The following is a 13358-nucleotide window of genomic DNA, read 5'->3' as shown; positions in this document are numbered from 1 at the left end:
ATGTAAAGATTAACGTGATTGAGGATAAAGGGAAGAGGGCGAGGATTATGCTGGCCAAGCGGATTATTCCATGTCTGGATGTGAAAGACGGACGGGTTGTAAAAGGAGTTAACTTTGTTAATCTCCGCGATGCGGGCGATCCCGTGGAGCTTGCTGCACTGTATGATCGGGAAGGAGCCGATGAACTGGTCTTTCTGGACATTTCAGCGTCCGTTGAGGGTCGGGCTACGATGGAAGAAGTCGTGCGAAGAACGGCAGGGGAAATTGCTATTCCATTCACCGTAGGCGGCGGCATATCGTCGGTAGACGATATGAAACGAATTTTGCGTGCAGGCGCGGACAAAATCGGTATCAACACGGCGGCTGTAAAGCAGCCTGAACTGATCTCGGCCGGTGCGCGCCGATTTGGCTCCCAATGCATTGTCGTAGCGGTAGATGCTAAATACAATGAGGCGTGGGGCGAATGGGAAGTATATACCCACGGTGGACGGACTGCTTCCGGCATCAAGGCGCTGGAATGGGTAAAGCAGGCGGAATCACTTGGAGCTGGGGAGATTTTACTGACAAGTATGGACGCTGATGGCACGAAAGACGGTTTTGACTTGGCACTTACGGCTGCTGTATCCGGCGCAGTGGGAATTCCGGTAATTGCCTCAGGCGGTGCGGGAAAAGAGGATCATTTTTACGATGTATTCACCTCGGGAAAAGCCGATGCGGGTCTTGCGGCGACGATATTCCACTATAAAGAAATTGCCATACCGGATCTCAAACAACATTTAAGACAAAAGGGAGTGGATATAAGATGAGTGCGGATATGAGACAGGATTTATCGCTAGAGCAGGTGAGTGAGCATATCCGCTGGGATGAAGCGGGACTTGTGCCTGCGATTGTTCAAGATACGACAACCAAACAGGTTCTTATGATGGCTTATATGAACCGGGAATCCCTACGGCGCACACTGGAGAGCGGAGAAACGTGGTTTTGGAGCCGTTCTCGCCAAGAGCTGTGGCATAAAGGAGCAACGTCAGGCAATATCCAATCCGTTGTGTCCGTCGCGTATGACTGTGACGGGGATACGCTGTTGGTACAGGTAGATCCGAAGGGACCAGCCTGTCACACCGGTGAAAATACATGTTTTTATAACGAAATTACTGTAGAGGGACAGCCTAGCGTATCGGGCCAAGAAGATACCCCTGCGTTAAGTGACCGTTTTGCGGTGCTGGCGGAGCTTGAGGAGATCATCGCTAAGCGCGAGGTAGAGCGTCCTGAGGGAGCATATACGACATATTTGTTCGATAAGGGCGTGGATAAAATCCTCAAAAAAGTTGGTGAGGAAGCCTCTGAGACAATCATTGCCGCGAAAAATCGCGATAATGATGAACTGCGCCTGGAGGTCAGCGATCTGATCTACCATCTGCTTGTTCTGCTGCAGGAGCGCAAGCTGCCGCTCGATGACATTTTGGATGAGCTGAGCCGCCGCCATGAACGGCCCCGCCGCGACTAGGGGAGGCTGAAAGGGATGTACATCGACTACCACACCCACCATGCCCGCTGCGGTCATGCTGTCGGAGAGCTGGAGGAATACGTAAAGCGGGGTATTGAGATGGGCTTGCACGAGATCGGTCTATCTGATCATATGCCTCTCATTCACGTAAAGCCCGAAGAGTATTATCCGGAGATGGCCATGCCGATGGAGGAGCTTCCCCGCTATGTAGAGGAATGCTTGTCTCTGAAAGAGCGCTATAAAGGTCAGATCGAAGTGCGCGTCGGGCTTGAAGGAGATTATATCGAAGGTTATGAGAAGCAGATCGAAAAGATCATACAGGATTATCCGTGGGATTATGTCATCGGCTCGGTTCATTTTCTCGGAGAATGGGATATAACGGATTTCCGCCAAACCCATGGCTGGGAAGGGAAGAATCCGCTGGAGGTGTACCGACAGTATTATGATGCGGTGCAAAAGGCGGCAGCAACTGGTCTGTATGATATTATGGGTCATCTTGATGTGATCAAGCGATTCGGCTTCAGTCCGGATGCAAAACATACCGATGAAGTGATTGCTATGGAGAAGGCAGCTTTAGCAGCGGTTAACCGTAGTGGAAAAGCGATGGAGCTGAACGCATCAGGTCTTTCGAAAGCATGCGAAGAGATGTTCCCAAGCCGCAGAATGCTGGAGGAAGCGATTAGACTCGGTGTTCCGCTGACACTCGGTTCAGATGCACATCAGCCGCAGAAGCTGGGTGATCATTTGGATAAAGCACGAGAGCTGCTGTTGGAGCTTGGGGTAGAAAAGGTTGCAACCTTCCAAAACCGGAAAAGGGAAATGGTTCTTTTGAAAGAATAGGATGAACCGATGTATAATAGAGACAAGTGCAAATATAGTTAGAGTGAATGGCTGTTTTCGTTACTGTGATATCCTCTACGAAGAGTTGACGCAGATGTGAAAGCGGCCTGCTTTGGCGATAGCGCTTTCTTTTACGGAAACACATTAATCAGGTAACAGCACAATGAACCGTATTAACCAATTTCGGTATCCGGGAGGACCAAATGTATCGTAAACTTCGGCTATTCGCCGGCTCATCCAACCCGCAGTTGGCCGCGAGCATTAGTGAGAAATTAGGCGTCGAGTTGGGAAAAATCAAAATTTCTCGTTTTCAGAGTGGTGAAATCTATGTTCATTACGAGGAAAGCATCCGCAATTGCGATGTATTTCTCGTTCAGTCATTCTCCCAACCCATCAATGAGATGTTCGTAGAGCTGCTGGTTATGATTGACGCGGCTAAACGGGCCTCTGCCCGGACGGTGAACATTATCGTTCCGTATTACGGATATGCACGGCAGGAGCGTAAGTCGGCACCAAGGGAGCCTATCTCGGCTAAAATGGTAGCGGATGTTCTGACAACAGCCGGTGCAAACCGTGTCATTACGATTGATTTGCACGCACCAGCTATCCAGGGTTTTTTCAATATTCCTGTTGATCATTTGACGGCGCTTGACCTCATTACGGATTATTTAAAGAGCAAAAACATTGAGAATCCGGTCATTGTTTCTCCGGATGCTGGCCGTGCCTCGACAGCAGAGAAACTGGCGAGCCGTTTGGGATCGCCGTTTGCTATTATGATCAAGCAGCGTCCGGCACATAACGAGTCGGTCATTACACACGTCATTGGGGACGTGAAGGATCGGACTCCGATCATTATTGAAGACTTGATTGATACAGGCTCCACGATCGTTCATGTGGTTGAAGGATTGAAGGAACGCGGCTCGAGGGATGCTATCGTGTGTGCTACGCACGGTGTATTTTCGGGACAGGCGCTTGATCGGTTGGACCATGCGCATATCGAGGAACTGGTCGTGACAGACTCTATTGCGATTCCTGATCATCATAAGGATTTTCTGAAGGTACTTTCCGTTGCTCCTATGCTGGCTCGAGCCACGCATATCATTACTGAGGGTGGATCGATAGCTACATTATTCAAAGATGCCGGGGTGTGAAAACCGGTGTCTTTTTTTCTGCAAATGACGAAGTAACGTGTTATACTGTTGGGGATAGAGGAGCAAGTTAAAGGAGGTGCCTTGCTTCCGTGAATGGAAATCAATCCGGGTCAAATGGCCTGCATAATATTATACCTATCGAAATGAACGCAAACTTTTTCTTTGATCGAGCTGTAAAGTCGCTTGATCGTTACCAATATGACAAGGCACTGAAATATTTTCGCAAAGCTGTTGAATATGAACCGGATAATCCGGTGAATCACTGCAACATGGCGGGTATATTATCAGAGACGGGTGATTACGAAGGCTCGAACGATGTGCTACAGCATATTTTGGATAAAGTCGATTCTTCCATGACGGAATGTTATTTCTATATGGCGAACAATTACGCTAATATGGAACTTTTCGAAGAGGCGGAAAAGGCGCTGGTTACGTATTTGGAGGAGGACTCCAACGGACAATTTATGGACGAGTCGGAAGATTTAATGGAACTTCTCCATTACGAACTGAATCGTCCAGCGAAGGTGAACCGTATCAAGAGCCGGGAAGGCATGGTTGAGCATGAGCGTGCCCGAGAGCTTCTTGAAGAAGGAAAGTTCGCTCAGGCCGTGAAATTGTTGGAGGAAATTGTAGGAGATTATCCTGACTTCCTTGCGGCACGCAACAATTTGGCACTTGCCTATTATTACATGGGCCGGTTCGCCAAGGCGAAGCAAACCATTGAAGAGGTGTTGGAGCAGGAGCCGGGCAACTTGCATGGATTATGTAACTTGGCTATTTTCTTTCAACATGAGGGGAATAACGATCAGCGTAACCGTCTTGTGGAAATGCTGGCTGTCACCGTTCCTTTTCACCAGGAGCATGTGTTCAAACTTGCTACGACGATGGGCATTCTGGGGAAACATGAAGCGGCCTACAATCATTTCCGCCGGTTGTTGAAGGATGAAGAGTTCAGCAGTGATCCGAGTCTTTATCATTATACGGCGGTTGCAGCGTGCAACAGCGGTCATTATGAATCGGCTGCGAATTATTGGCGTCATGCCAAGAAGCTGGATCCGGAGTCGGTTATTCCGGATTTTTATCTTGCTCAGCTGCAGCAGCGGAAAAAGACTGGAACGATAGTGATGAAGGTAAGCTATCATTATCACCTTCCCTTTGAGGAGCAGTTTAAACGCTGGGAGCATGACGGAGAAGTAATGACGGAGGAAGCGAAACATAATCCACTCATCCGCTCATCCTTCTTCTGGGCGCTTCGTCACGGCGAACCCCATATCAAGCTACAGGTAATCCGCACACTTGAGCTCATTGCAGATGATGAAGTGCAGCATGCGCTTCAATCTTTCTTGCAGGAGCCGGGCGAGGATGCCGATCTGAAAGATGCGGCGCGTCTCGTGCTGCAGCAGCTTGAGAGTAAGAGAAGCCGTACTCAGGATCGGGAAGCCGGTGTAAAAGGTAAGGAAGTATTGCCCGACTGGCATCCAACTTGGCAGGAGGTCGTGGACAAAGCTTCTCAGACGATGGACAAGCGTTCCGATCCCTTCTGGAAACGTGAGCTCGAAACGCTCTGGTCTGACTTTTTGAGCAAGTTGTATCCAGACATTCCGAATATCCGCAATACTTCGGGATGGGCGGCTGCCCTTGAATATATGACGGCAAAAATGCGTGGACGCGCATATACGTACGAAGAGGTAGCATTACGTTACGGAATATCATCATCTACCGTACGCCGATATGCCCGGCAGGTTGACCAGGTGTGTGGAAATAAAGATCAAAGTGATGACAATTTCCGTCCTTTCACAGAAAATATATAATAAAGTAGGGTAAGATAAGTATACTGACGATGTCAAAGGAGGCCTTCAATATGTACAAATCAATCGTAATCGGAACAGGACCTGCCGGCCTGACGGCAGCTATCTATCTGGCACGTGCCAATATGAAGCCACTCGTGATCGAGGGAATGCAGCCAGGCGGCCAACTGACCACAACGACTGAGGTGGAGAACTTCCCCGGTTTCCCGCAGGGCATTATGGGACCGGAGCTGATGGACAATATGCGTCAACAGGCGGAACGTTTCGGAGCTGAGTTCAAAAGCGCTTGGGTAGAATCCGTAGATTTTTCAGAGCGTCCTTTCAAGGTGAACGTAGAGGGAATGGGAGAATTGCTGGCTGAAACAGTCATCATTTCTACCGGAGCATCGGCTAAATACCTCGGCATTCCTGGCGAACAGGAGAACGTTGGTCGGGGTGTAAGCACATGTGCAACGTGTGACGGGTTCTTTTTCCGCGGCAAAAAGATTATTGTCATCGGTGGCGGCGACTCCGCTATGGAAGAAGCAAGTTTCCTAACCCGTTTTGCTTCCAGCGTAACGCTGGTTCACCGTCGTGATGAGCTCCGCGCATCTAAGATTATGCAGGACCGCGCGCGGGACAACGAGAAGGTGGAATGGGCTTTGAACCGTACGCCGCTTGAAGTGGTTACTAGCGAAACTGGCGTAAAAGGACTGAAGGTTCACAACAACGAAACAGGTGCAGAAGAGTTGATTGAGGCGGAGGGTGTCTTCGTGGCGATCGGCCATACGCCGAACACCGGTTTCCTAGGCGGTCAGATTACGACCGATCCGACAGGATACATTCTCGTTAATCCGGGTACAAGTGAGACGAACATACCAGGCGTATTTGCGTGTGGTGACGTACAGGATACACGATATCGCCAGGCAATTACTGCGGCTGGTTCGGGTTGTATGGCTGCTATGGACTGCGAAAAGTTCATCGAAGGCAATATGATTCATGACTGGAGCGAAACGCTTAACAAATAACGATCGTGTATATAGACAAAAGGAGCCGGGCAGCCGGCTTCTTTTTTTGTGACTTTGCTTATGGCTTGCCTGGATTAACTTTTTTATTTTATGAAGTTCTTTGTATTTGGTACAATCTAGGTAGACAGGTCGAAACGGATAAACGGATACGAAGGAGGTACTATTGAATGGAGAAGGTGATTAGGTTTAGAGCAGCGATTACGGCGCTGTTTGGGCTTATAGGTTTGGGCCTGGCTATCGTTACCGTATACGTGTTTAGAGTAGATGACAATCATGGCAGTATTAACGCACTTATGCTTTTGACGCTGCTGTCTCTTTTTTTTACGGTTGGACATATGACTGCTTTAACTATGTTGATTAAGAAAAAGCGCAGGGCAAATCTATGATTCTCTATACACACGATAAACTGACGGTTCGATATCTGGCTGAAACGGATGCTCCCCTAGTCCTTACATATTACGAAGGCCAGGATCGCGATTGTTGGATTATTGAATATGAGATGTGAGTGAGGAGAGATGTATTGAGGAATTACATGAAGAAAAATAAATACGTGCTGATTGTGCTGGCACCATTAATTTTAGGTTGGCTGTTCAACTTACTATTTTCTTATTTACCGTTCTCGGGGGTGCTTGTCTGGACGCTGAACATAGGCTTTGTACTGTTTTGGTTCCGGGGAGGCAGGCAGTTTGCGCAGCTCTCTATGAAAAGAGTGTACAGCTATTTGTTGGGGAACACGCTATGGCTGATATCCTTTTTGCTCTACGTATGGCAGTTCATCCTGATGGATGAAGCCTCACGGAGTATGGCCCTAGCGGTATTATCGCAGTATTACATGCTGTTTACGATTATCATTGGTACCCAAATTCATATGATGTATTCCGGAGACATCAACTCGACGGAGATCGTGATCATCTCGTATATGGTAATGCTGTTAGTATTCACTATGGGATTCATATATCAATCTGTAAAAGGGAAAGAGAAGTCCTCATAGAGAATTCTGTTAGCGGTGGTTATTTCTGCAGCGTCGATTGCGCTGGCGCTAAAAGTAACTGCATGAGAACACCAAAGAGCCTATGTTGCTAAGAAAAGCAGCATAGGCTCTTTGTTAGTTCATAAATCTTGGGATAGACGCACCATATCGTACAGCCGCATGCCATTCTCATAAATCTCCTCATCATAATGACGAATGAAAAAATCCCGGTCGATGCCGATCATCCGGAAGCCACATTTTTGATATAATGCCAGTTGGCCGACCCCGGTGCTTCCGGTTCCAACCTCAATGGTGGTGAAGCCGAGCTGCCGTGCAGAATGTACGGCGTGGTTGACCAGTTGTTTGCCGATGCCCTGCCCATGAAGAGTCTCTTCTACAGCAACATTAACAAGTTCCACGGTATCGGGCCGGGTTGGCAGCAGCACATACACACCAACAATTCCCCTCTCCCGTTCAGCTACAAAGCATTGTCCACGCTGTATGTATTCCTGAACAAGTTGCTCCGATGGATCCGCTAATAACAGTAGCTCCATAGGGGGCGATTCGCTTGTTTCCAGTCTGCGTATGGTGATCAAATCTTACAACTCCTGTCCATTCAAATCGAGAATTAAATAACAGAATTATTTTAACACAAGACGGAGTGAAACAGTTTTGAATCAAAAGGCCAGCCCATCGTTAGGTTGATTGTCAGTGGGCTGGTATCACATTAATAAGGCTGCAGCATATATTGTTTGCAAGCCTGCTCCGTTAAGGAGCATGGGGGCATCACCACCAATGCTCCTTGCAGAGACAGTTTTAGGGTATTTAATTAGCAACGGCAGGATTTACGTTTTCTGGAACAGTTGCGTTTTCTGGAGCGGTTTTTTGGGGATCTATTCTTCTTGGATTTATTGCCACCAGTCCAGTTGCCCAAAGATTTGTGACCGTGAGATTCGTGGCCGAGAGACTTGTGACCGAGAGACTTGTGACCGTGAGATTCGTGGCCGTGAGATTTGTGACCGAGGGACTTGTGGCCGAGAGATTCGTGGCCGAGAGATTCGTGGCCGAGAGATTCGTGACCGGGAGACTTGTGGCCGAGAGACTTGTGGCCGTGAGATTTGTGCCCGTGAGATTTGTGGCCGTGAGATTCGTGACCGTGAGATTTGTGGCCGTGAGATTTGTGGCCGGGAGAGCAGTTGCCATGAGATTGGTTGCCGAGTGAGTGATTTCCTTCCCATCCCTCAGGACCGTCATAATTGACCGTGTCATTGCTTCCTATCCAGCTAGGATACATGTTAAAAGCCATGCCTCATTCTCCTTCCCTGACATAATATTTTAGATAAATCATGACGACTGAAGGGGAGAGGGATTGCTGAACTCCAGCATCTGTCCATCATGTTTACCTGTTATATATTTATATGTGGCTCGTACTAGAAAGGGACTGGTTCAATATAAGAGAAATCATAAAACCAACGGAAGTCTATCAGTCATAAGGAGGTGGTTTTGTGGGATTGCCGGTCTACCAGGTTTTTATTAACAACAAAGAATTTGAGTTATTAAAAAGTGACATCTGGTCTGACAGCTTTGTTCAGGCACAAATGCTGCACGGGAGAAAACGAGTTCCGATCCGTATACGTTACCGGGGAGGACATACCCGTGAGTATCCCAAAAAATCCTACGAAATCCGTACTTCGTTTAGAACTTATCACTTTAATGCTGAATATGATGATCCTTCGATGATGCGGAATGCCCTTTCATTCCGTTTCTTCGATTCTATAAATGTACCGAGTCCGGGGACCCGGCACTGTGTACTTTATATAAATAATAAAAATGCGGGCGTTTATCTGCAGATCGAAGGGGTAAAAACACCCTTTTTCCATCGACGGGGTATTCCGGTGCGCAGCATCATCTATGCTGTCAATGATAATGCAGATTTTTCCGATAAGAGATTGTCTAAAAAAACATATTTTTCCGGTTATAGTCTAATTAAAGGTGGAGAGCTGGACCGCGCCAAGCTGTCCCAGTTCATTCGTGCTATACATGTCCATGAGGGAGAAGAATTACAACGATATTTAGAGCGTCATCTCGATATTAATAATTTTTTGCGCTGGCTTAGCGGGGCTGTACTTACAGGCAATTATGATGGGTTTGATCAGAACTACACGTTGTTTGAACATCGTACACGTAGGGTGTATCGTATGATACCGTGGGATTACGAAGGAACATGGGGTAGGAACTGCTATGGTAAACTGGTAGATTCCAATCTGGTAAAAATTCATGGCTACAACAAACTGACGGAGAAGGTGTTGTCTTATAGAGTCTATCGGCAGCAATACAAAAATCTGCTAATCAATTTGTTGGATACGGTATTTACGGTGCGGCGCCAGCTCCCGATTGTGTACCAGATGTATAACAACATCGCGGATGATGTCTACAAGGATCCTAACCAAAAGTGGAGCGCGAAAGTGTTTGATGGCGAACCGGATACGATTCGTCATTATATCGAAAATAGACGTCAGGATATTTCGGACCAGTTAAGGAGGCTGGATTCGTGAATAACGTTGTTATATTTGTATCTTGGCATAATGAAGAGGCACCGCGGCGTATCAGCTACAGTGCCTCTTTTTGAGAGTGTGGGGTGTTATTAGTTCACTTCAAAATAGGTGACAATTTCATCAAGCAGTAAGTTGGCTGCTTTATATCCGCCTGCAAGGTTCCATACAACCTCGCTCACCTTATGTACTTCGTTGTTCTTAGCCACATTCAGGCTTTTGAAGAGCGGCTCATTCATCCATTCCTGACTTGCCTTTTCAGCTTCGGTGGAACCTGGATCGTCCTGAGTGAAATAAAACATCACATCTCCGTCCATGGCTGGAATACGTTCTTTGGTCAATTTCTCAATAAATTCATCTTTATCTTGTTCTTCAGGACGTGCAATGCCTAGCTGATTGAGAAGAACACCACTGAAAGTCTGCTTCATGTAGGTCCGAACATCGCCGGCGGTAAAGCGAACAATGGATACTTTGGTCTTGGCTTTATCACCGAGCTTGGACTTCACTTCTTCCACGCGTTTATCAAAATCGGCGATGGCTTTTTCGCCTTCGGCTTTTTTGTTGACGGCGTCTGTATATAATGCAAAGTTGATCTTCCAATCACCGGCAAGGTCTTCAGAGAAAACAGTCGGAGCGATCTGTTTCAGTTGATCATAAATTTTCTCATGTCTAACTTTGTTCCCAATGATGAGATCAGGCTTTAGACCGGAAATGAGTTCTACGTTCGGCTGAGTTTCTTCACCAACCACTTCGACGCCTTCCATGTCGGCTTTTATATGGTCGTACCACGGATCTCCGACCCAGGATTGTACTGCACCAACCGGTTTCACACCCACCGTCAGCAGTGCTTCTGTTCCTTCATTGGTGAGAATGACAACACGCTCGGGGGTACCCTTTATCGTTTCTTCACCCATTGCGTGCTTGATTGTACGGCTTTTTTCGGTTGCTGCAGGCTTGCTTTCTTTCGTTTCATTGCTGGTTGAAGCTGGTGTATCCGCTGTCTTGGAGCCGCCGCAAGCGGACAGGATTAGCAGAAAAGCTGACAGAGTCAGCATAAGCAACCACGATTTTTTGCGAAATACAGATGACATAACAGTGATTCTCCCCTTTTTTTAAGTTAACTGGTGATAATGGGAATCATTATCAATGTAAATATAAGGTAGGGGTAAGATCTTGTCAACAATTAAATGAAAATGATTATCATAATCATTGACAGGATATGGGGGCACCTCTACAATATTAATTGTTATAAATCTACTTGCCCTATATCTTGACTTGAGGGGGATCTTATACGCATGGTCTTGTTTAATAGCAGGACATCGAGAATACTGGGATTAGCTGCAGGAGTGCTGCTTCTGCTGTTCAGCTTGATTGCCAGTGTTCTTTTCGGACTGCAGCATTTCCGGATCGAAATGGTTGTGGATTCATATATATCTTTTAACGGCTCAACAGAGCACATGATTATCCGGGACACGAGAGTGCCTCGGGCACTAGTCGGTGCGGTCGTAGGCGCAAGCCTGGCTGTGGCCGGAGCGGTTATGCAGGCCATTACACGCAATCCGCTGGCCTCGCCGTCGGTGTTCGGGATCAATTCGGGCGCCGTTCTGTTCGTGGTTATCGGTATATCTGCATTAGGCAGCAGGCTGACGCTAGACTCTATGATCTGGATCGCTTTTGTGGGCGCGGGAATAACGTCTTTGGTTGTGTTCGCCCTCGGTTCCCGAGGGGCAGGCGGCTTTGCACCGATTAAGCTGACGCTTGCGGGTGCTGCGATTGCAGCTTTTGCCTCTTCGGTTACGTCGGGGATTATTTTGGTGGACAAGAAGTCGTTAGATCAGGCTCTGTTCTGGATGATCGGCTCGGTGGTAGACCGGGATATAGGACAACTGCTAACTGTGTTACCATATGTAATCGTTGGTTTGGTACTGTCCATGGTGATTGCACCTTCGTTAAATGTGGCTGCGCTCGGTGATGATATTTCCAAAGGACTGGGAATGTCGCTGTTTATCGTTCGGGCAACTGCTTGTGCTGCGGTCGTTCTGCTTGCCGGTAGTTCGGTTGCGGTTGCGGGCCCGATTGCTTTTGTTGGGATGATTATCCCGCATCTGTGCCGCTCGATCGTTGGGCATGATCACCGTTGGCTGCTGCCGTACTGCGCTGTATCTGGTGCGTTGCTGCTGGTGACGGCTGATCTGGCATCCCGATTTATCATTATGCCGAAAGAAGTACCCGTTGGAGTCGCAACAGCGCTGCTTGGCGTTCCGTTCCTCATCTACATCGTACGGAGGAGGAAATATGCTTAATTCAACTTCACGTATGGGATTTATACGTAAAAAAAGAAACGCAGTAACGGTAATCATACTTGGACTTCTAATCCTTTTGCTATTGTTAATCAGCATTTCAGCCGGGAGTACGACCATACCGCTCAGTGAAGTGGTGAGCTCACTCTTCGGTCTTAATGAAGGAGGCAGTTCCCTGATCGTCCTACAGTTCCGTCTGCCGCGAACGCTGGCTGCACTGCTCGTTGGCGCTGCGCTGGCATTGGCGGGTGGGCTGCTTCAAGGCGTTATTCGGAACCCTCTTGCCGCCCCGGACATGCTTGGGGTTACAGGTGGTGCATCGGTGGCAGTGGTGGCTTTTATGACACTTTCTGCTGGTGCCTACAGCATTCACTGGGTCCCGCTAATTGCGGTTGTGGGTGCTTTTGGTGCAGGGCTGCTTAACTATGTGTTGGCCTGGAGAAAGGGCGTATCTCCGCTGCGTCTTGTCCTGATTGGGGTTGGATTATCAACAGCGCTTGGTGCGCTGACCACATTTTTGCTTATCAGCGGCCCATCCCATCTGGCTTCCCAGGTTCTGAACTGGATGACGGGCAGTGTGTATGGAACGGGATGGAAACATATCTTGGCACTTACGCCATGGCTTACGCTGTTCATTCCGCTGTCCTTTCTCTTCTCCCGTTCTCTGAACGCTCAGGCGATGGGCGATGAGATCGCAATCGGTCTCGGCATCCGCGTGCAGCGGGATCGATTGCTCATCATGTTATGCAGCATTGCCTTGGCGGGAGCGGCAGTCGGCATCGCGGGTACGTTGTCCTTCATCGGTCTAATAGCACCGCATATGGCAAGACGCCTTGTGGGCAGCGCCCATGGCGTGATGCTTCCTGTCTCGGCTATGGTCGGTGCAATTTTGCTGATGCTTGCCGATCTGGCGGGCCGGATGCTGTTCCAGCCGCTAGACATCCCGGCGGGTGTATTCACGGCAGCGATTGGCGCGCCGTTCTTCCTGTACTTGTTGTACAAGAGGCTGTAGCGGTAGGGAGAAGGTTAAATAGTAGGGCGTCATATTCTGATGGGAATGTGGCGTCTTTTTTGTGGGCAGAAGTAGTGGGTGCGTTTGAGATTCTTGGTTATTGTTCTGTACTAGTTCATGCAGGGATATATTGTAGTAGGAATGACGGCGGGTGCGATGATGGTTAAGTACGACATCTTACGAACCGCGCCGAGCAGTGTGAAAGTTGAGATCC

At 48.2% G+C, this 13358-nt stretch carries 14 protein-coding genes; 11 read left to right on the top strand and 3 right to left on the bottom strand.

The annotated features are described in order from the left end of the window. Nucleotides 1-47 precede the first annotated feature (47 nt). From hisF to AC2TF5_RS27065, 8 genes are all read left to right on the top strand, one after another. The gene (gene hisF / locus AC2TF5_RS27100) at nt 48-806 is read left to right on the top strand and encodes an imidazole glycerol phosphate synthase subunit HisF (protein WP_491303022.1); all 759 of its coding nucleotides are present in this window, start codon (nt 48-50) and stop codon (nt 804-806) included. Continuing rightward, nucleotides 803-1504: a bifunctional phosphoribosyl-AMP cyclohydrolase/phosphoribosyl-ATP diphosphatase HisIE gene (hisIE, locus tag AC2TF5_RS27095; protein ID WP_491300161.1), complete on the top strand. Its 702-nt coding sequence runs from the start codon at nt 803-805 to the stop codon at nt 1502-1504. The genes hisF and hisIE overlap by 4 nt, the downstream gene beginning before the upstream one ends. 15 nt (nt 1505-1519) lie before the next feature. Beyond that, a complete protein-coding gene (gene hisJ / locus AC2TF5_RS27090; protein ID WP_491300160.1) occupies nt 1520-2344 on the top strand; it encodes a histidinol-phosphatase HisJ in 825 nt (274 codons plus the stop codon). A 203-nt stretch (nt 2345-2547) separates the two neighbouring features. Beyond that, entirely contained in the window at nt 2548-3495 is a 948-nt protein-coding gene (locus AC2TF5_RS27085) for a ribose-phosphate diphosphokinase (RefSeq protein ID WP_491300159.1), read from the top strand. Nucleotides 3496-3638: 143 nt separating this feature from the next. Continuing rightward, a complete protein-coding gene (locus AC2TF5_RS27080; protein WP_491303021.1) occupies nt 3639-5306 on the top strand; it encodes a tetratricopeptide repeat protein in 1668 nt (555 codons plus the stop codon). A 50-nt stretch (nt 5307-5356) separates the two neighbouring features. Beyond that, the gene (gene trxB, locus AC2TF5_RS27075; RefSeq protein ID WP_491300158.1) at nt 5357-6310 is read left to right on the top strand and encodes a thioredoxin-disulfide reductase; all 954 of its coding nucleotides are present in this window, start codon (nt 5357-5359) and stop codon (nt 6308-6310) included. Between the two features lie 167 nt (nt 6311-6477). Continuing rightward, nucleotides 6478-6696 carry a hypothetical protein gene (locus AC2TF5_RS27070; protein WP_491300157.1) on the top strand — a complete coding sequence of 73 codons (219 nt, stop codon included), beginning with the start codon at nt 6478-6480 and terminating at the stop codon, nt 6694-6696. Between the two features lie 134 nt (nt 6697-6830). Continuing rightward, entirely contained in the window at nt 6831-7301 is a 471-nt protein-coding gene (locus AC2TF5_RS27065; protein ID WP_491300156.1) for a hypothetical protein, read from the top strand. A 119-nt stretch (nt 7302-7420) separates the two neighbouring features. On the opposite strand, the gene AC2TF5_RS27060 is transcribed toward AC2TF5_RS27065, so the two are convergent. Both AC2TF5_RS27060 and AC2TF5_RS27055 read right to left on the bottom strand, forming a co-directional pair. Further along, nucleotides 7421-7873: a GNAT family N-acetyltransferase gene (locus AC2TF5_RS27060; protein WP_491303020.1), complete on the bottom strand. Its 453-nt coding sequence runs from the start codon at nt 7871-7873 to the stop codon at nt 7421-7423. Nucleotides 7874-8105: 232 nt separating this feature from the next. Continuing rightward, nucleotides 8106-8483 (bottom strand): pentapeptide repeat-containing protein, encoded by a 378-nt coding sequence (locus tag AC2TF5_RS27055; protein ID WP_491303019.1) that lies wholly within the window; start codon nt 8481-8483, stop codon nt 8106-8108. 302 nt (nt 8484-8785) lie between these two features. Here AC2TF5_RS27055 and AC2TF5_RS27050 point away from each other — a divergent pair, with 302 nt between their 5' ends. Beyond that, entirely contained in the window at nt 8786-9835 is a 1050-nt protein-coding gene (locus AC2TF5_RS27050; RefSeq protein WP_491300155.1) for a CotH kinase family protein, read from the top strand. Between the two features lie 89 nt (nt 9836-9924). Here AC2TF5_RS27050 and AC2TF5_RS27045 read toward each other — a convergent pair whose 3' ends face one another. Beyond that, the gene (locus AC2TF5_RS27045; protein ID WP_491300154.1) at nt 9925-10923 is read right to left on the bottom strand and encodes an ABC transporter substrate-binding protein; all 999 of its coding nucleotides are present in this window, start codon (nt 10921-10923) and stop codon (nt 9925-9927) included. A 204-nt stretch (nt 10924-11127) separates the two neighbouring features. Between AC2TF5_RS27045 and AC2TF5_RS27040 the strand changes: the two genes are divergently transcribed. Both AC2TF5_RS27040 and AC2TF5_RS27035 read left to right on the top strand, forming a co-directional pair. Continuing rightward, nucleotides 11128-12135 carry a FecCD family ABC transporter permease gene (locus AC2TF5_RS27040; RefSeq protein ID WP_491300153.1) on the top strand — a complete coding sequence of 336 codons (1008 nt, stop codon included), beginning with the start codon at nt 11128-11130 and terminating at the stop codon, nt 12133-12135. Continuing rightward, complete coding sequence (locus tag AC2TF5_RS27035) at nt 12128-13144, top strand: FecCD family ABC transporter permease (protein WP_491300152.1); 1017 nt, start codon at nt 12128-12130, stop codon at nt 13142-13144. The genes AC2TF5_RS27040 and AC2TF5_RS27035 overlap by 8 nt, the downstream gene beginning before the upstream one ends. The last annotated feature ends 214 nt before the right edge of the window (nt 13145-13358 follow it).

The sequence above is a fragment of the Paenibacillus sp. JNUCC 34 genome (assembly GCF_058269055.1).
This window is presented reverse-complemented; position numbering and strand designations above follow the sequence as displayed.

Bases quoted from the DNA above. Each gene is read 5' to 3' on its own strand.
- AC2TF5_RS27070 (WP_491300157.1), top strand. From the start codon at position 6,478: ATGGAGAAGGTGATTAGGTTTAGAGCAGCGATTACGGCGCTGTTTGGG.
- hisJ (WP_491300160.1), top strand. From the start codon at position 1,520: ATGTACATCGACTACCACACCCACCATGCCCGCTGCGGTCATGCTGTC.
- AC2TF5_RS27035 (WP_491300152.1), top strand. From the start codon at position 12,128: ATGCTTAATTCAACTTCACGTATGGGATTTATACGTAAAAAAAGAAAC.
- AC2TF5_RS27080 (WP_491303021.1), top strand. From the start codon at position 3,639: ATGAACGCAAACTTTTTCTTTGATCGAGCTGTAAAGTCGCTTGATCGT.
- AC2TF5_RS27045 (WP_491300154.1), bottom strand. From the start codon at position 10,923: ATGTCATCTGTATTTCGCAAAAAATCGTGGTTGCTTATGCTGACTCTG.
- trxB (WP_491300158.1), top strand. From the start codon at position 5,357: ATGTACAAATCAATCGTAATCGGAACAGGACCTGCCGGCCTGACGGCA.
- AC2TF5_RS27040 (WP_491300153.1), top strand. From the start codon at position 11,128: ATGGTCTTGTTTAATAGCAGGACATCGAGAATACTGGGATTAGCTGCA.
- hisIE (WP_491300161.1), top strand. From the start codon at position 803: ATGAGTGCGGATATGAGACAGGATTTATCGCTAGAGCAGGTGAGTGAG.
- AC2TF5_RS27085 (WP_491300159.1), top strand. From the start codon at position 2,548: ATGTATCGTAAACTTCGGCTATTCGCCGGCTCATCCAACCCGCAGTTG.
- AC2TF5_RS27055 (WP_491303019.1), bottom strand. From the start codon at position 8,483: ATGGCAACTGCTCTCCCGGCCACAAATCTCACGGCCACAAATCTCACG.
- hisF (WP_491303022.1), top strand. From the start codon at position 48: ATGCTGGCCAAGCGGATTATTCCATGTCTGGATGTGAAAGACGGACGG.